Origin of the sequence: Streptomyces gilvus (assembly GCF_022513565.1) — a bacterium.
Taxonomy (GTDB): Bacteria; Actinomycetota; Actinomycetes; order Streptomycetales; family Streptomycetaceae; genus Streptomyces; species Streptomyces gilvus.
Genome location: NZ_JAKWBE010000007.1, coordinates 1 through 16,247, shown reverse-complemented (window position 1 = coordinate 16,247; position 16,247 = coordinate 1). Strand labels below are relative to the sequence as shown.

15 protein-coding genes and 1 riboswitch are annotated in these 16,247 nt (G+C 72.1%); of the genes, 8 read left to right on the top strand and 7 right to left on the bottom strand.

What is annotated here, in order from left to right; translation table 11 throughout:
• Positions 1–38: 38 nt before the first annotated feature.
• Positions 39–404 carry a hypothetical protein gene (locus tag MKW14_RS13030; RefSeq protein WP_240862379.1) on the bottom strand — a complete coding sequence of 122 codons (366 nt, stop codon included), beginning with the start codon at positions 402–404 and terminating at the stop codon, positions 39–41.
• Between the two features lie 166 nt (positions 405–570).
• Here MKW14_RS13030 and MKW14_RS13025 point away from each other — a divergent pair, with 166 nt between their 5' ends.
• The 7 genes from MKW14_RS13025 (at position 571) to def (ending at position 7,629) form a co-directional block, all read left to right on the top strand.
• Positions 571–933 carry a hypothetical protein gene (locus tag MKW14_RS13025; protein WP_374116562.1) on the top strand — a complete coding sequence of 121 codons (363 nt, stop codon included), beginning with the start codon at positions 571–573 and terminating at the stop codon, positions 931–933.
• A complete protein-coding gene (locus tag MKW14_RS13020) occupies positions 930–1,811 on the top strand; it encodes a DUF4388 domain-containing protein (protein WP_240862378.1) in 882 nt (293 codons plus the stop codon). The genes MKW14_RS13025 and MKW14_RS13020 overlap by 4 nt, the downstream gene beginning before the upstream one ends.
• Before the next feature lie 883 nt (positions 1,812–2,694).
• Entirely contained in the window at positions 2,695–3,102 is a 408-nt protein-coding gene (locus MKW14_RS13015; protein WP_240862376.1) for a roadblock/LC7 domain-containing protein, read from the top strand.
• A gap of 146 nt (positions 3,103–3,248) precedes the next feature.
• Positions 3,249–4,556 (top strand): HD-GYP domain-containing protein, encoded by a 1,308-nt coding sequence (locus MKW14_RS13010; RefSeq protein WP_240862373.1) that lies wholly within the window; start codon positions 3,249–3,251, stop codon positions 4,554–4,556.
• Positions 4,553–5,809 carry an HD-GYP domain-containing protein gene (locus MKW14_RS13005; RefSeq protein ID WP_240862371.1) on the top strand — a complete coding sequence of 419 codons (1,257 nt, stop codon included), beginning with the start codon at positions 4,553–4,555 and terminating at the stop codon, positions 5,807–5,809. Before MKW14_RS13010 ends, MKW14_RS13005 begins: the two co-directional genes overlap by 4 nt.
• Before the next feature lie 113 nt (positions 5,810–5,922).
• A complete protein-coding gene (locus MKW14_RS13000) occupies positions 5,923–6,903 on the top strand; it encodes a tetratricopeptide repeat protein (protein WP_240862369.1) in 981 nt (326 codons plus the stop codon).
• A gap of 75 nt (positions 6,904–6,978) precedes the next feature.
• A complete protein-coding gene (gene def, locus MKW14_RS12995; protein WP_240862367.1) occupies positions 6,979–7,629 on the top strand; it encodes a peptide deformylase in 651 nt (216 codons plus the stop codon).
• A gap of 15 nt (positions 7,630–7,644) precedes the next feature.
• On the opposite strand, the gene MKW14_RS12990 is transcribed toward def, so the two are convergent.
• Positions 7,645–8,610 carry a GlxA family transcriptional regulator gene (locus MKW14_RS12990; protein WP_240862366.1) on the bottom strand — a complete coding sequence of 322 codons (966 nt, stop codon included), beginning with the start codon at positions 8,608–8,610 and terminating at the stop codon, positions 7,645–7,647.
• Between the two features lie 93 nt (positions 8,611–8,703).
• Here MKW14_RS12990 and MKW14_RS12985 point away from each other — a divergent pair, with 93 nt between their 5' ends.
• Positions 8,704–8,928 carry a hypothetical protein gene (locus MKW14_RS12985; RefSeq protein WP_240862363.1) on the top strand — a complete coding sequence of 75 codons (225 nt, stop codon included), beginning with the start codon at positions 8,704–8,706 and terminating at the stop codon, positions 8,926–8,928.
• On the opposite strand, the gene MKW14_RS12980 is transcribed toward MKW14_RS12985, so the two are convergent.
• From MKW14_RS12980 to MKW14_RS12960, 5 genes are all read right to left on the bottom strand, one after another.
• Complete coding sequence (locus tag MKW14_RS12980; protein ID WP_240862361.1) at positions 8,895–9,431, bottom strand: hypothetical protein; 537 nt, start codon at positions 9,429–9,431, stop codon at positions 8,895–8,897. The two genes, MKW14_RS12985 and MKW14_RS12980, sit on opposite strands and share 34 nt — an antisense overlap.
• Before the next feature lie 109 nt (positions 9,432–9,540).
• Positions 9,541–11,604 (bottom strand): putative Ig domain-containing protein, encoded by a 2,064-nt coding sequence (locus MKW14_RS12975; protein WP_240862359.1) that lies wholly within the window; start codon positions 11,602–11,604, stop codon positions 9,541–9,543.
• 271 nt (positions 11,605–11,875) lie between these two features.
• Positions 11,876–12,469 (bottom strand): nucleotidyltransferase family protein, encoded by a 594-nt coding sequence (locus MKW14_RS12970; protein ID WP_240862357.1) that lies wholly within the window; start codon positions 12,467–12,469, stop codon positions 11,876–11,878.
• A 27-nt stretch (positions 12,470–12,496) separates the two neighbouring features.
• The gene (locus tag MKW14_RS12965; RefSeq protein WP_240862355.1) at positions 12,497–13,507 is read right to left on the bottom strand and encodes a ribonucleotide-diphosphate reductase subunit beta; all 1,011 of its coding nucleotides are present in this window, start codon (positions 13,505–13,507) and stop codon (positions 12,497–12,499) included.
• Positions 13,507–15,879: a ribonucleoside-diphosphate reductase subunit alpha gene (locus MKW14_RS12960; RefSeq protein ID WP_240862352.1), complete on the bottom strand. Its 2,373-nt coding sequence runs from the start codon at positions 15,877–15,879 to the stop codon at positions 13,507–13,509. Before MKW14_RS12960 ends, MKW14_RS12965 begins: the two co-directional genes overlap by 1 nt.
• Positions 15,880–16,007: 128 nt before the next feature.
• A riboswitch (cobalamin riboswitch) is annotated at positions 16,008–16,131 on the bottom strand.
• Positions 16,132–16,247: the final 116 nt, after the last annotated feature.

Here is a 16,247-nt window from a genome sequence, read left to right as displayed (position 1 = left end):
CGCCGGGCGACCGCCCCGGCGATGCCGTGCGTCGGAGGTCAGACCTCCAGACCCTTCTCGATCCGCTTCAGCCCGTGCCGGGCGAGTGCCAGGTTGCTGCGCGCCCGGTCCAGGGCGACGTAGAAGAACAGCGCCCCCTTGCTGCTGGAGAGCGGGCGGATCAGGTGGTACTGCTTGCCCAGCGTGATCAGGATGTCCTCGATCACGTCGTCCATGTCCAGCGAGGCCAGGGTGCGCATCTTGGCCCGCACCACCTCGGTGTTGCCCGCCGCCGCGAGTTCCAGGTCGAGGCCCTGGCCGCCGCCGAGGGTGCCGAGGGACATGCCGCTTTCATAGTCGACGACGGCGGCGCCGATCGCGCCGTCCAGGGTCATGGCTTCCTTGAGCGCGGTCTCGATGTTCACCGGTTACCTCAATTCTTCCGTGCTGCTGACCGGTCGATGCCTGGCCAACTACGATCGAACCCAAGCGACATGTGCGTCACTTCGCGCCAAATTTGGTGTGCGTGGCGAAACTTGACGTTCAAACTAGTGCGTGGCGTATGGGCTTGGGGGGTCAATGGGCGAAAACGTGACGGCTCTCCAGTCCTCCCTGGACCGGCTGCTCGACTCTCCCGGGGTCACGGGGGTCGCCCTCGTCGACGCGGTGACCGGGCTGGTGTACGGCGCCGCCGGTGACGTGGTCGAGGCCGGGGACGGCACGGAGAGCAGCGAGTTCGCCACCCTGATCGCCGAACGTCTCGGCGCGGCCGGCGCGGAGGGGGAGCTGGAGAGCGTGGTCCTGACCAGCCGGCGGCGCCATCAGGTGCTGTTCAGCGTGGTACGGCCGGCCGGTGATCCCCTGCTGCTGACCGCGGGTCTGGACCGGGACCGCTCCAACGTCGCGCTCGCCCTGCGCGGCATCGGTGACCGGCTCGCGGAGGTGCTGGCATGACGCCCGCCGCTCGCAACGTCCCGGCGCTCTTGCAGGGGCTGCGCGAGGGGGAGTTCACCGGTACCGTCCGGGTCTCCGGTTCGCCCGGCGGAATGATCCATCTGCGGGACGGTCTCGTCGGCGCGATCGAGACGCCCGGCGCGCCCAGCGCCACATCGGTCCTGCTCACGCCGGGGCGCATCGACGACGCGGCGTGGCTCGCCGCCTGCGCCGCGGAACCGGACGCCGACCGGCTGGGCGCGTATCTGGTCTCGGCCGGGCTGATCGGAGCGGCGGAACTCGAAGTGGTGTGCACCGCAGCCGTCTTCGACGCCGCCTTCGCCATGACGCTGAGTCCGGTGGGCGGTTGGGAGACGGGGGAGCGCGAGCCGACGCTCCTCACCACGCCGGGGGTGGAACCCCGCCACCTCACCGAGGAAACCACCCGCCGCATGACCTCGCTGACCGGCTCCGGGCGAACCCCGGGCGAACTGGCACGCCTACGGCCGAGGTTGACGAAGAACGAGGGCTCCGTTGGTGCGGTGGCGGGTGTGCCGGGGGCCGGCGCACCGCTGGCTCCCCGTGGCGACGCGTGGTTGCCGCGGCGGTACCGGGACCTGCTCGGCGGCGTCAACGGCCGCCGTACGCCCCGGGATCTCGCCTTCGCCCTCGGACGCGGGCTCTACCCCGTCCTGCTGGACCTGATCCGGCTGGAGGCGCTGGGGCTGGTGCTCTGGGAGGCCGGGGCGGCGACCGGCGACCGGCCGAGCACCGCGCCCCGTGTCACCCCGGGCAGTCCTGCCGCCACCGGGCCCGCCCCGGCCGCCGGCCCCCTGCCCAGGCGCAGACCAGGCGGCGCCTCTCCCGCCCCGGACCGCGGTGAGAAGGGTGCCACGTGAGCCCAGCACCGGAAGACGCACCGAGCGAGGAACGGCAGGCCCAGGGCCCCCTGCCCAACCGCCGTTCGAAGCGCCCCGGAACCAGCAAGCAGCCAAACCCTACGAAATCACCCCGGCCCGCGACGCCCGCCCGGCCCGCGACGCCCGCCCGGCCCGCGACGCCCGCCGAGCCCCGGACGGCTGCCGAGTCGCCGAGGGAGGCCGAGTTCCCGACGGCAGCAGACTCTCCGACGGCCGCCGAGCCCCGGAAGGCAGCCGAGTCCTCGGGGACGGCCGGCTCCCCGGCGACCGCCGGCTCCTCGACAGGCGAGTCCCCGAAGACCGCCGCTTCCCGGACGGAGGCCGAGTCCCCGAAGGCGACTGCCGATCGCCGGACGGCAGTCGAGTCTCCGGGGACGGCCGGCTCCCCGGCGACCGCCGGCTCCAACAGGGCGACCGCCGAGCGCCGGACGGCAGCCGAGCCGGCGACCGCCGACTCCCCGACAGGCGAGTGCCCGAAGACTGCCGACTCTCGGACGGTAGCCGAGTCCCCGGGGACGGCCGGCTCCCCGGCGGCCGCTGAGCCCCCGGCGGCCGCTGAGCCCCCGACAGCCGCTGGCCCCCCGGCGACTGCGGGCCCCCCGACGACCGTCGGTCCTCCGGCGACCGTCGAGTCCCCGGTGACCTCCGCCCCCTCGCAACCCAAGCCGCCCCTCCCGGTTCGGGATGTGCGTCGGAGTGCGTCGGGGATGTACGCGTATCCCATTCCGTCGCCTGAGGAACTGGCCGCCGATCAGCCCTCGGTGGAGACCCTGCGGCGCGTGCGGCGAGGGTTGGGCGGGCTTTCCGAGACCACGGGTTCGAACGAGCCACCGCAGGCGCCCGGAGCAAGGAGCACGTGTCAATGACCGAAAACCCCTCGTCCGAACCGCGTGATTCCGCCACCGCTCTCACCGGCATCCTGACCTCGCTGCGCGACCGGGTGATGGGGGTCAGCGAAAGCGTCCTGTCCACGGCCGACGGCCTGCTCGTCGTCGCCGACGCCGAGTCCGTGCAGGCCGAGTCCGTCGCCGCCCTCGCCGCCGCGACCCTCGGCGTCGGGCGCCGCATGGCCGACCACACGGGCGCCGGCCCGCTGCGGGAAGTGGTCGTCCGGGGCGGCTCCGGCCATGTCGTCGTCACGGCCGTGGGGGACCGCGCGCTGCTCACCGTCATGGGCGACGAGGGCATGGACCTCGCCGCGTTCCAGCGGGAGTGCCCCGCCGCCGTGGAGGAACTGAGCAAGGTGCTGGCGGAGGACGTGCCGGGCTGAACGTTCGACCGCCGCTCACTCGAACGGGCTAATCCTGAGGCTGTATGCCCGCAGGATCCCCCATAGCCTCCCCTTCACAACGCCCCGCGGCCTAGGCTCCGTTGCCGGAACGGGCACGACGGGAGGGCGGACGGGAGGGCGTGGGCGTGGAGGCGGTACCGGCACGGGCACGCGCGTACGTCGCCGGGCTCGTCGTCGTCACCCTGTGCTGTCTGCTCCCGCTGCCCGAGACGCACGCCCCCTGGTGGGCGGTCGTTCTGCTCGCCTCGCTGTACGCCGGCGGTGAGCAGGCCGCGGCCCGTCGCCGCTTCGCCGGAACGTTCTACCCCGTCCTGCTCGCCGGCGCCTTCCTGCTCCCGCCGCCCGCCGCCGCGCTGGTCCCCGTGCCGGGCGCGCTGCTCTCCCGGGCCGAGCAACGCCCCCACGCGCTGCGGCGGATCTGGCGTGCGGCCCAACTCGCGCTCGCCGTCTGGGCCGCCGGACGGGTGCACGAGGCGCTCGGCGGACAGGACGCCGTCCGCACGCCCGACTTCCCGTACGTACTGGTGGCCGCCGGAGCGGCGGTCCTGGCCTTCTGTCTGGCGCTGACGGCCCTGGAGGGCGGGATCCTCGCGCTGGCCGAACGGGTACCCGTCCGGCGGGCCTGGCGCGGGCTGTTCGTACGGTCCCTCGCGCCCGTCGCCGTGCACGGACTCGCCGGGCTCATGATGGCCGTGCTGTGGCGCAGCCCGTACGGCCCGGTCGCCGCGCTGCTCGTGCTGCTGCCGATGTGCGTGTCCTGGTGGGTGTTCGCCCAGTCCAGCCGCGAGCGGGCCGCGCACCGGGCGACCATCCGCGCGCTCGTCCAGGCCGTCGACATCAAGGACGGGTACACCCGCGGACACAGCGAGCGGGTCGGGCAGGCCTCCATGATGATCGCGCGCGAACTCGGCATGGACGACGCCCGCGTCGAGGTGCTGCGCTTCGCCGGGATCCTGCACGACGTGGGCAAACTCGGCGTCCCCACCCGGCTGTTGAGGAAGGACGGGCCGCTGACGCCCGAGGAGCGGCGGGTGATCGAGCTGCATCCCGAGTACGGGCACGAGATGGTGCGCGGCATCGGGTTCCTGGGGGAGGCGCGGGCCGCCGTGCTCCACCATCACGAGCGCCTGGACGGCAGCGGCTACCCCTACGGACTGATGGGCAGCCAGATCCCGGAGTCCGCACGGGTGGTGGCCGTCGCCGACGCCTTCGACGCGATGACCTCCACCCGCTCCTACCGCCGGGCCCGGCCCGTCCCGGCCGCCCTGGAGGAGCTCGGGCGGTGCGCCGGCGCCCAGTTCGACCCGCGGATGGTCGCCGCGCTGGTGCGCGCGCTGGCCCGGGAGGGCTGGCACCCCGCGGTGACGGCGGACGAGGAGCGCCCCGGCCTCCCGGCCCCACCGGTCCCCGACCGGCAGGGGGCCCGCCGATGACCGTACGGCCGCGCCCGCGCCGCCCGTCGCTCACCGCCCTCATCCACGCGGGGGCCGCCCTCCTGGCCGGCGGCTCGCTGGCCGTCACCCTCTGGACCGGCATGGAGGAGCGCCCGACCGCCCTCGCCTTCGGCGTGCTCGTCACCGTCGGCGAGCTCAACCGCTGGACCGGCGCCCGGGTGAGGGAGGCCGCGCCGCTCGGAGCCGCCGGCGCGCTGTCGTACGCCCTGCTCGGGGCCAACGCCCAGGAGCCGTCCCGGCACGGGGCCGCCCAGGTCGTCGCCGTCGTGCTCGCGGCCGCGCTGGTCGGCTGCGTACCGCACGTGGCGCGTGGCCAGGGGCCCGTCCTCGACCACCTCGCCCGACGGGTGCTGTCCGTCGCTTTCGCCGCCGTCTGCTTCCAACCCCTCTACAACCGCGGGGTGTTCGACCACTGGGAGGGCCCCGCCTACGCCCTGCTGCTGCTCGCGCTGCTCGCCCTCACCGTGCTGTGCGACTGCGTGCTCGCCGCCGCCCTCGCCCACTCCCGCACCGGCTGGCCCTTCGGCCCGCTGCTGCGGGACGAGTTGCGGGCCCTGCTCGGCATCGGGTCGGCGGTCTGCGCGACCGGCGCGGTGATGGCGCTCGCGGTCGCGGTCGTCGGCCTCTGGGCGCTCCCGGTCTTCTGCCTGCCCCTGCTGCTCACCCAGCTGTCCTTCAGGCGGTACGCCGCCGTACGCACCACCTACCGGCAGACCATCGCCTCCCTCGCCCGCGCCACCGAGATCGCCGGCTACACCCCGCCCGGCCACGCCCGCCGGGTCGCCGAACTCAGCCGGGCCGTCGGCCGCGACCTCGGGCTCACCCGGCCCGAGCTGGCCGTCCTGGAGTCCGCCGCCCTGATGCACGACATCGGCCAGCTCAGCCTCGTCGACCCGGTCCCCGCGGGCGCCACCGCCGACCTGCCGGGCCCCGAGCAGCGGCGGATCGCGCTGCTCGGCGGGGCCGTCGTACGCCAGACCGGTGTCGATCCGTCCGTCGCCGTGGTCGTCGAGCGGCAGGCCGACCCCTACCGGGAGCAGCCCGTCGCGGCCCGGATCGTGCGGGCCGTCAACGCGTACGAGGAGAAGGTGCAGGGCGCCGGACCCGGCGGACCCCTGACGGCGCTGGAGGATCTGCGCCTGGCGACCGCCGGGGACTACGCGCCCGACGTGGTGGAATCCCTCGCCCGGGTCCTCGCGAGGGACTGTCTGACCGTCCCCTCGGCTGGGTAACCCATGGGTAATGAGCGCCCTTCCAGCCGCACGTGGTTGGATGCGAATGAGAGGGTGTCCGGGGGCAGCAGGCTCTGGGCCGGCCCACTCCACGGAACTGGCAGGCGGGAATCGTGAGGATCTTCGGCAAGGGACGGCACCGGCCCTCCGCCTCCTGGCGGCAGGCCACCGATCGCGCCTTCACGCTGATCGGCGACGGCCGGTACGAGGACGCGGGCGCGCTGCTGACGCGCGCCGCCGATCTGGAGCCCTGGCTGTCGGAGTCCTGGTTCAACCTCGCCCTGCTGCACAAGTTCCGGCACGACTGGGAGCAGGCCCGCGCGGCCGGACTGCGCGCCGTCGCGCTGCTGGACCGGGAGACCGGGGCGCCCGACTGGTGGAACGTCGGCATCGCGGCCACGGCCCTGCAGGACTGGCCGCTGGCCCGGCGGGCCTGGCAGGCGTACGGGCTGCACGTGCCGGGCGTCGCCACCGCGTCCGGCGAACCTCTCGGCATGGACCTGGGCAGCGCCGCCGTACGGCTGTCCCCGGAGGGGGAGGCCGAGGTGGTGTGGGGGCGGCGGCTGGATCCCGCGCGGATCGAGGTGCTGTCGATCCCGCTGCCGTCGTCCGGGCGGCGCTGGGGCGAGGTCGTGCTGCACGACGGCGTGCCGCACGGTGAGCGCACCACGGCCGCCGGACACGCCTACCCCGTCTTCGACGAGATCGAGCTGTGGGCGCCCTCGCCGGTGCCGACCTGGGTGGTGCTGCTGGAGGCGGCGACCGAGGCGGACCGTGACGCGCTGGAGCAACTGGCCGCCGACGCCGGGTTCGCGGCGGAGGACTGGTCGTCCTCGGTCCGGCTGCTGTGCCGGATGTGCAGCGAGTCCCGGATGCCGTCCGACGAGGGCGACGGCGAGCACCTCGACCCGCACGACCACAGCGAGCCGGGCCACCCGGGGCCGCTCGGCCACCGGACCGACGGGCAGATGTGGGTACCGGAGCGGGAGTGTGGCGTGGCCGCCCCTGCCTCGCTGGTACGGGGTCTGCTGGACGGGTGGGTCGCCGACAGCCCGGACTCCAGGGACTGGCGGGACCTCGAAGAAGTCTGCTGACCGGACCTCCCTGCCGAAGTGCCCTTAGGCTGTACTCCCGGAACTGGCATGGTTGCAGGAAGGCATACGTCGGTCATGGCGCAGCAGGACACCGATCAGCAGCACGCGGGCGTGCTTCCCGTGGACGACGAGGGCTTCGTCATCGACACCGGGGACGCCGAGGAGCGCGAGGCCGCCTGGCGCGAGCGCGGCACCTCGCGGCCGATCACGGTCGTCGGGAACCCCGTGCTGCACAAGGAGTGCAAGGACGTCACCGACTTCGGCCCCGAGCTGGAGCAGCTGGTCGCGGACATGTTCGCCAGCCAGCGCACCGCCGAGGGCGTGGGCCTGGCCGCCAACCAGATCGGCGTCGACCTCAAGGTCTTCGTCTACGACTGCGGGGACGACGAGGGCGTCCGGCACGTCGGCGTGGTCTGCAACCCCAAGCTGGTCGACCTCCCCGCCGACCAGCGCCGGCTGGACGACAGCAACGAGGGCTGCCTGTCCGTGCCCACCGCGTACGCGCCGCTCGCCCGCCCCGACTACGCCGAGGTGACCGGCCAGGACGAGAAGGGCCATCCCATCAAGGTCCGCGGCACCGGCTACTTCGCCCGCTGCCTGCAGCACGAGACCGACCACCTGTACGGCTACCTCTACATCGACCGGCTCTCCAAGCGCGAGCGCAAGGAAGCGCTGCGGCAGATGGCCGAGAACGAACCCCGCTACCCCGTGGTCGCCAACGACTGAGCCGGCCGACGGCGTTCAGGCGGCCGCCTCGGGCCCCCTGAACGTGCGCCGGTAGGCGTTCGGCGTGGTGCCGACAGCCTGGGTGAACTGGTGCCGCAGCGCGGCCGCGTTGCCGAACCCGGCCCGCCCGGCGATCGCGTCCACCGTCTCGTCCGTCGCCTCCAGCAACCGCTGCGCCAGCAGCACCCGCTGGCGCAGGATCCAGCGGTAGGGGGTCGTCCCGGTCTCCTGCTGGAAGCGGCGGGCGAAGGTGCGCGGTGACATGTGCGCGCGCTCGGCCAGCTGCTCGACGGTGACCTCCTCGTCGAGATGCCGCTCCATCCACGCCAGCACCTCGCCGACGGTGTCGCACGAGCTCCTCGGCAGCGGCCGCTCGATGTACTGCGCCTGCCCGCCGTCCCGGTGCGGCGGCACCACCATGCGCCGGGCGATCTTGTTGGCGACCTCCGGGCCCTGCTCCTTGCGCACGATGTGCAGACAGGCGTCGATGCCGGCGGCGGTCCCCGCGGAGGTGATCACCGGGTCCTCGTCGACGTACAGGACGTCGGGCTCCACTGTCAGCCGCGGGAAGGAGCGCGCCAGCTGCTCGGCGTCGTGCCAGTGCACGGCGCAGCGCCGGCCGTCCAGCAGCCCGGCGGCGGCGAGCACGAAGACGCCGGAACAGACGCTGAGCACCCGCGCGCCCCGGTCGACCCCGCGGCGCAGCGCCTCGAGCATCTCGGGCGGGAAGCCCCTGCTGCCGTAGGAGGCGCCGGCCGGGACGGCGATCAGGTCGGCCTCCTCCAGCCGCTCCAGACCGTGCTCGACCTGCATGGAGAAGCCCGCGCGGGTGCTCAGCACCGGCCCCTCGGCGGAGGCGACCGCGAAGTCGTACACGGGCAGTCCGTCGTCGCTGCGGTCGATGCCGAACACCTCGCAGACGACGGCGAGTTCGAAGGGGTTCACACCGTCCAGCACGACGGCGGCCACGTTCTGGAGCATGTCTCCAGTGTGCCCCAGGGTTGGCAGTTTTTCGAGGCTCTACGGCAGTCCTGCCACTGTTTGTAAGGAGTCAACGGCGCGACAGTGGTGTCCATGGATACGGCACACATCGAAGGACTGATCGGAATGCTGTTCGTACTCGGACTCCTCGCCCTGATCGTTCTCCCGTCCGTGATCGGCGTCGCGCACGACCGTCGTGTGGACCGCCAGATCCGCGAGGCCGAACGTGCCCGCCGGGAGGCCGAGGGCCTCGGCGCGAGGGAGCGCCCGGCCCTCGGACGGCGCTACCTCACCACCACGGTGACCCACCACTCCTGAATCCCCAGGCACGAGACCCGGCCCGTCTGGGCGGCGCACAACGGCCGCGTGGACTCCAGCCGGGTCCTGCCGTCCGCCACGGCCTTGAAGGCGGCGCTCGCGTCGCCGGGCTGCAGCACGAAGCCGCTGTTGGTGGCCTGCAGGGCGGAGCCCTTGGCGGTGACCGGTTTCCAGGGCCGCTTGGACGTCCCGTCCAGACTGATCCGGAGCGTGTCGCCGACCGCCAGGCAGACGGTACGGCCGCTGTCGCGGGCGTCGAGCGTGGCTGCGGGCGCACAGCCCGTGGAACTCGGGGTGGGCGAGGTCGTGGGGGTCGGCGGGGATGAGGTCGCGGGGGTCGGAGACGGCGAGGTCGTGGTCGTGGGCGTGGGCGTGGGCGTGGGAGAGGACGACACGCTGTTGCTTCCGCCGCCCTTGCCGCTGTCGGTCTGGCCGCCGCACCCGGCGAGGACGAGGGCGAGCGCGGTGACGGCGAGGGTCGTGTGGGGGATCGATCGACGCATGGGGGCCTCCTCTCCTCTTTGACGTGTCACCCACATGTTCGGATCCACGCCCGCGCATGCCGGAGCCCCGGCCGCGAAGGCGGCGACCGGGGCCCGGATCACGCGGTGCTCAGCTCGTGGTGACGGCGGTGTCGTCGACGACGAAGCTGGTCTGGAGTGAGGAGTCCTCGACACCGCTGAACTTCAGGGTGACGGTCGAACCCGCGTAGGAGCTCAGGTCGAAGGACTTCTGCACGTAGCCCGAGGCGGCGTTGACGTTCGAGTACGTCGCCAGGGTGGTCGAACCCGCGCTGACCGTCAGCTTGTCGTACGCCGTGCTGCCGGTCTCCGCGGTGTCGATGTGCAGGTAGAAGGTGAAGGTGGCCTTGCAGCCGCTCGGGACGGTCACCGACTGGGACAGGGTGTCGGTGTGGCTGGAGCCGTACCCGTCCAGCCAGGCGTAGTACGAGCCGCCGTGGGCGCTCTCGCTGCTGGAGTTGGTGATGACCCCGCTGGAGGCGGTCCAGGTGGTGTTGCCCGACTCGAAGCCGGGGTTGCCCAGCAGCTGCGTCGAGGTGCAGGTGCCGCCGCTGGAGCCGACCGTCCAGGAGAAGGAGGCCGAGCCGGAGGCGCCGGTGGAGTCCTTCGCGGTGACGGTGACCTGGTAGGTGCCCGCGGTGGACGCCGTACCGGCGATCAGACCGGTCGAGCTGCTGATGGACAGCCCGGTCGGCAGGCCGCCGGCGCTGTAGGTCAGCGTGGCACCCGCGCTGTCGCTCGCGTTGATCTGCAGGCTGACCGAGCTTCCGGTCGTCGTCGACTGGCTGCCCGGGTTGGTGACGGTCACCGTGTTGCCGGAGGTGGTGCCGGCGGTGAAGGCCGTGGTGCCGTTGGGGGTACCCCAGCCGGTCGGGCCGTCGTAGCCGGTCTCGGCGGTGCAGAAGTACGCCGTGGAGCAGGAGCCGTTGTTGCCGCTGGTCACGTCGTACAGGTTGCTGGTGTGGCTGTAGGGGTACTTCGCCGGGTAGTCGCTGGAGCCCGGGGTGCCGGCCAGGGCGTAGACGCCGGCGATGATCGGGGACGAGGCGCTGGTGCCGCCGTAGACGGCCCAGCCGGAACCGCCGTAGGTGTCGTACACGGCCACACCGGTGGCCGGGTCGGCGACCGCGGAGACGTCGGCCTCCATGCGCTTGGAGCAGCCGGTGTCGGTCTGCCAGCTCGGCTTGGGGTCGTACGCCGAGCAGCCGGAGCCGGTGCCCTCGGTGGAGCTGGTCTTCCACACGGACTCGGTCCAGCCGCGGGAGTTGGACGAGGTGGACAGGGCGGTGCCGCCGACTGCCGTCACGTACTGGGAGGTCGCCGGGTACTCGGCGCCGTAGGCGGAGTCGCCGGCGGAGACGGTGATGGCGACACCCGGGTGCTTGAAGTACGAGGTGTCCTCGCTGGTCTGCGACGAGGACTCGCTGCCGCCCCAGCTGTTGGAGACGAACTTCGCGCCGAGCGCGACGGCCTCGTTCTCGGCGGCGCCGAGGTCGGCGTCGGTGGCGGAGTTGGCCTCGACCAGGATGATGTTGCAGTTCGGGCAGACGGCGCTGACCATGTCGATGTCGAGGGCCTCTTCACCGGCCCACCCGCTGTCGTTGGTCGGCAGCGAGGTCGTCGAACCGGTCTGACTGACCTGCTTGAAGCAGCCGTTGGCCACCGTGCACGCCGACAGGCCGTAGGTCGAGCGGTAAGTGGCCAGGTCGGAGGCCGCGTTGGGGTCGTTGAAGGCGTCGACCACGGCGACCGTCAGGCCCGAGCCGCCCGTCGAGGGCAGGTTGTAGGCGCTGTGCAGGTTGGCCGGGCTGAGGCCGGAGGGTGCGGCGGCGGCCACCGCGGAGGCGAGCCGCTGCTTGATGTCGGTCCGGCGCTGGGCGAAACAGGCCGCGTGGCCGGGGGTCGGCGTGCCGCACAGGTGCTGGGTCGGCACCTTCTGGCCCGCCTTGCCGGTGGAGTGGAAGGTCTGCCTGGCCGGGGAGGTGAGGGCCTGGGCGTTCTGGGTGACGTGGGAGTGGGAGGAGGTCGCCGTGGCCTGGGTCTGGACCTGGGCCTGGGTCGCCGGTGCGGCGACGAGTCCGGCGACGCCGAGGGCGAGGGCGGGGAGGGCTGCGGTCAGGAGTCTTCGCAGACTCCGTCGGGACTTCTCACGCATGGGGGTACTGCCTCCGTCGTTGGAGTGGGGTTCTCGACGCTGGTGGCAGGCCTGTGACGCGCGTAGCGGCGGCGGTGCGCGATTCCGTCATGGGCATGACACATTGGTTTAACAGGGAGCGTCCTGTGACGCCGTTGTGCTGCGCTGGTGGTTCTGTTGTGGGTGACATGACAGGACGGCAGGAAGGTAGCCGGGGCGCGGGGCGCCGGAACAGATGCGCCGGAAGAACTTTGCCGCTCCATAGGAACTCCATGGACGACGGATGGAGCCCCTATGGCCAGTCCAACACGGTCAGCTCCGGCCACCGCGCGTGCCACCGGGCCGACTTGGCCTCGTAGACGGCCCGCGGGGCGAGCACCGGATTGGGCCGTACGACGAGATTGAACACGTCGCTCAACCCGTGCGGCGCATACACCCGCCACCGCCCGTCGCCCTCCAGCCGCACCCCCAGACAGCACGTCGTGGCCGCGAAGGAGTCGATCGCCGCCTCACTGGAGGCGTACGGCGGACACGGCACCCCGAACTTCGTCTCGTACCAGAGGTGCACCCGCGCCTCGTTGCGGATCTCGACCTCGGCCGGGAGGCCGGCGAAGACCTCCCGGCCGGCCTTGATCACGGCGTCCTCGGCCTCCCAGGACAGATCACGGTCGTCGAAGTAGAAGACGTCGTAGTCCTTGATGCCCTGGCCCGGCGGCCGGTCCGTGACGACGTTCCACACGGTCTGGAACAGACACCCGGCCGTCAGGTACCAGCCGGGCAGGCCGAGCGTCGCGGTCCGCGCCAGCACCTGCGTCAGCACGTCGTTGCGGGACAACACCGCGCGCAGGGCGTCGAGTTGCTCATCGAGAGGGAGGCGGCCGATCATCCTCCTGGATTACCACAGCCGGGTCCGTCAGAAGTCCTCGTCCAGGGCGACCGTGCCCTCCACCGCCACCTGGTAGGCCGAGGGGCGGCGTTCGAAGAAGTTGGTCAGTTCCTGGACGCCCTGCAACTCCATGAAGGAGAACGGGTTCTCGGAGCCGTACACGGGTGCGAAGCCGAGGCGGGTGAGGCGCTGGTCGGCGACGCACTCCAGGTACTGCCGCATCGACTCGGTGTTCATCCCCGGCAGCCCCTCGCCGCACAGGTCGCGGGCGAACTGCAGCTCCGCCTCCACGGCTTCCCTCAGCATGTCCGTGACCTGCTCCCGAAGCCGGTCGTCGAAGAGGTCCGGCTCCTCCTTGCGCACGGTGTCGACCACGTCGAACGCGAAGGACATGTGCATCGTCTCGTCGCGGAACACCCAGTTGGTGCCGGTGGCGAGACCGTGCAGCAGACCCCGGCTGCGGAACCAGTACACGTACGCGAAGGCGCCGTAGAAGAACAGGCCCTCGATGCACGCGGCGAAGCAGATCAGGTTGAGCAGGAACCGGCGGCGGTCGGCCCGGGACTCCAGCCGGTCCAGGTTCTCCACCGAGTCCATCCACCGGAAGCAGAACTCCGCCTTCTCGCGGATGGAGGGGATGTTCTCGACGGCGGCGAAGGCGGCCGCCCGGTCCTGCGGATCGGGGAGATAGGTGTCCAGCAGCGTCAGGTAGAACTGGACGTGGACGGCCTCCTCGAAGAGCTGGCGCGACAAGTACAGCCGCGCCTCCGGGGAGTTGATGTGCTTGTAGAGGGTGAGCACCAGGTTGTTCGCCACGATCGAGTCGCCCGTCGCGAAGAAGGCGACGAGCCTACCGATCAGGTGCTGCTCCATCGGGGACAGCTTCGCCAGGTCGGCCACGTCCGAGTGGAGGTCGACCTCCTCCACGGTCCAGGTGTTCTTGATGGCGTCCCGGTAGCGCTCGTAGAAGTCGGGGTAGCGCATGGGGCGCAGGGTGAGCTCGAAACCGGGGTCGAGCAGGTTCTGGTTGCTGGGCATCACTGACAGGCCTCGCAGGACTCGGGGTTTTCCAGGGAGCAGGCGACGGCGTCCGCCGTCTGCACGGGCACGGCCGCCCGTGCGGCGCGGGCGATGCGGGTCGCCGGGCGGGAGCGGAGGTAGTACGTCGTCTTCAGACCCTGCTTCCAGGCGTACGCGTACATCGAGGAGAGCTTGCCGATGGTCGGCGTCTCCAGAAAGAGGTTCAGGGACTGGGACTGGTCCAGGTACGGCGTACGGGCCGCCGCCATGTCGATCAGGCCGCGCTGCGGGATCTCCCACGCCGTGCGGTACAGACGCCGTAGCTCCTCGGGGATCCACGCGAAGTCCTGCACCGAGCCGCCCGCCTCGCGCAGCGCCTCCCGGGTGCGGGCGTCCCAGACGCCGAGGTCCTTCAGGTCCCGTACCAGGTAGGAGTTGACCTGGAGGAACTCGCCGGACAGCGTCTCGCGCTTGAACAGGTTGGAGACCTGCGGCTCCACGCACTCGTACACACCGGCGATGGAGGCGATCGTCGCGGTCGGCGCGATGGCGAGGAGGAGGCTGTTGCGCAGGCCGGTCGTCGCGATCCGCGCGCGCAGCGCGGCCCAGCGCTCCGGCCAGGCGAGGTCGACGTCGTAGTGGTCGGGGTGCAGCACGCCCCGGGCGGTACGGGTCTTCTCCCAGGCGGGCAGCGGACCGCTGCGCTCGGCGAGGTCCGCGGAGGCCTCGTACGCGGCCAGCATGACGCGCTCGGCGATCCGGGTGGACAGCGCCTTGGCCTCGGGTGAGTCGAAGGGCAGTCGCAGCTTGAAGAAGACGTCCTGCAGGCCCATCGCGCCCAAGCCCACCGGACGCCACTTGGCGTTGGAGCGGCCGGCCTGCTCGGTCGGGTAGAAGTTGATGTCGACGACCCGGTCCAGGAAGGTGACGGCGGTGCGGACGGTCTCGTCGAGCCGCTCCCAGTCGAGGCCGTTGCCGTCCACGAAGGCACCCAGGTTGACCGAGCCGAGGTTGCACACCGCCGTCTCGCCGTCGTCGGTGACCTCCAGGATCTCCGTGCAGAGGTTGGAGGAGTGGACGACATGACCGGGGGTCGCCGTCTGGTTGGCGGTGCGGTTGGCGGCGTCCTTGAAGGTCATCCAGCCGTTGCCGGTCTGCGCGAGGGTGCGCATCATCCGGCCGTACAGCTCGCGGGCCGGGAGCGTCCTGCGGGCGAGCCCCGCCGCCTCCGCCTTCCGGTACGCGGCGTCGAACTCCTCGCCCCACAGGTCGACGAGCTCCGGCACGTCCGCCGGGGAGAACAGCGACCACCGCCCGTCGGCGTCGACCCGGCGCATGAACTCGTCCGGGATCCAGTGCGCGAGGTTCAGGTTGTGCGTACGGCGGGCGTCCTCACCGGTGTTGTCGCGCAGCTCCAGGAACTCCTCGATGTCGGAGTGCCAGGTCTCCAGGTAGACGGCCGCCGCGCCCTTGCGCCGGCCGCCCTGGTTCACGGCGGCGACGCTCGCGTCCAGCGTCTTCAGGAACGGGACGATGCCGTTGGAGTGGCCGTTGGTGCCGCGGATCAGCGAACCGCGGGCGCGGACGCGGGAGTAGGCGATGCCGATGCCGCCGGCGTGCTTGGAGAGGCGGGCGACCTGGTGGTAGCGGTCGTAGATCGAGTCCAGCTCGTCCTTCGGGGAGTCGAGGAGGTAGCAGGACGACATCTGGGGGTGCCGGGTGCCGGAGTTGAAGAGGGTGGGGGAGGAGGGCAGGTAGTCGAGGCGGCTCATCAGGCCGTAGAGCGAGGCGACTTCGTCGAGTGCTCGTGCCGTGTCGTCCGCGGCGAGGCCGCACGCGACCCGGAGCATGAAGTGCTGGGGGGTCTCGATGACCTTGCGGGTGATCGGGTGCCGCAGGAGGTAGCGGCTGTGGAGGGTGCGCAGGCCGAAGTAACCGAAACGGTCGTCGCCCGCGGGGTCGATCAGCGCGTCGAGGCGGTCGGCGTGCAGCCGAACGAACTCCGCGGTGCGGTCGGCGATGAGCCCCTCGCGGTGGCCGGCGGCGACGGACTCGGTGAAGGACGTGACGCCCTGCGAGGCGGCCTCGGCGGCGATGCCGATGGTGAGGAGCCGGGCGGCCAGCCTGCTGTACGCCGGGTCCTCGGAGATGAGGCCGGCCGCCGCCTCCGTGGCCAGCTCGCGCAGCTCCGCGATGACATCCGGCACGGCCCCCCGCGAGGACCGGCCGCGCAGTGCGGCGGCGGCGACCCGGCCGGGGTCGGCGTCGGGCAGGTCGGCGGTCAGCTCGGTCAGGGTGCGCAGCAGTGCGGCACCGTGTCCGTCGGCTCCCGGGTCGGTCGCTGAAACCGGCTCGGTCGCTGAAGCCGGGTCGGCTGGCGCGATGGTCACGTGGGGCTCTCCCTCGCTCGGCACGGGGCCTGGCGGAAGGAGGGCAGGGGGCAGCACACGAGCGCGGCGCGCTTCGCGTCCACCGGCCCATTCCGCGAGGCCCGGACGTCAGGGCACCCGGGCCGGTGTGGCCGGGTGCGCTGTCGGCAGGTCCTCGGACTGGATCCGCGCACGGGTGTGCGCGGGTACACCGTTGCGGGACAGTTCCGGATTCGCACCGGATTCCCCTGCGGCGACAGCGAGATGAGCATACATGTAGTGCCGGGTTTGGGAAGCGGCCCCATATGTTGTGTCGGGGTTGCTTCGGGGGATAAGAGAGCGGGGGGGGGGGGGGGGGGGGGGGGGGGGGGGGGGCGGGGGGGGGGGTG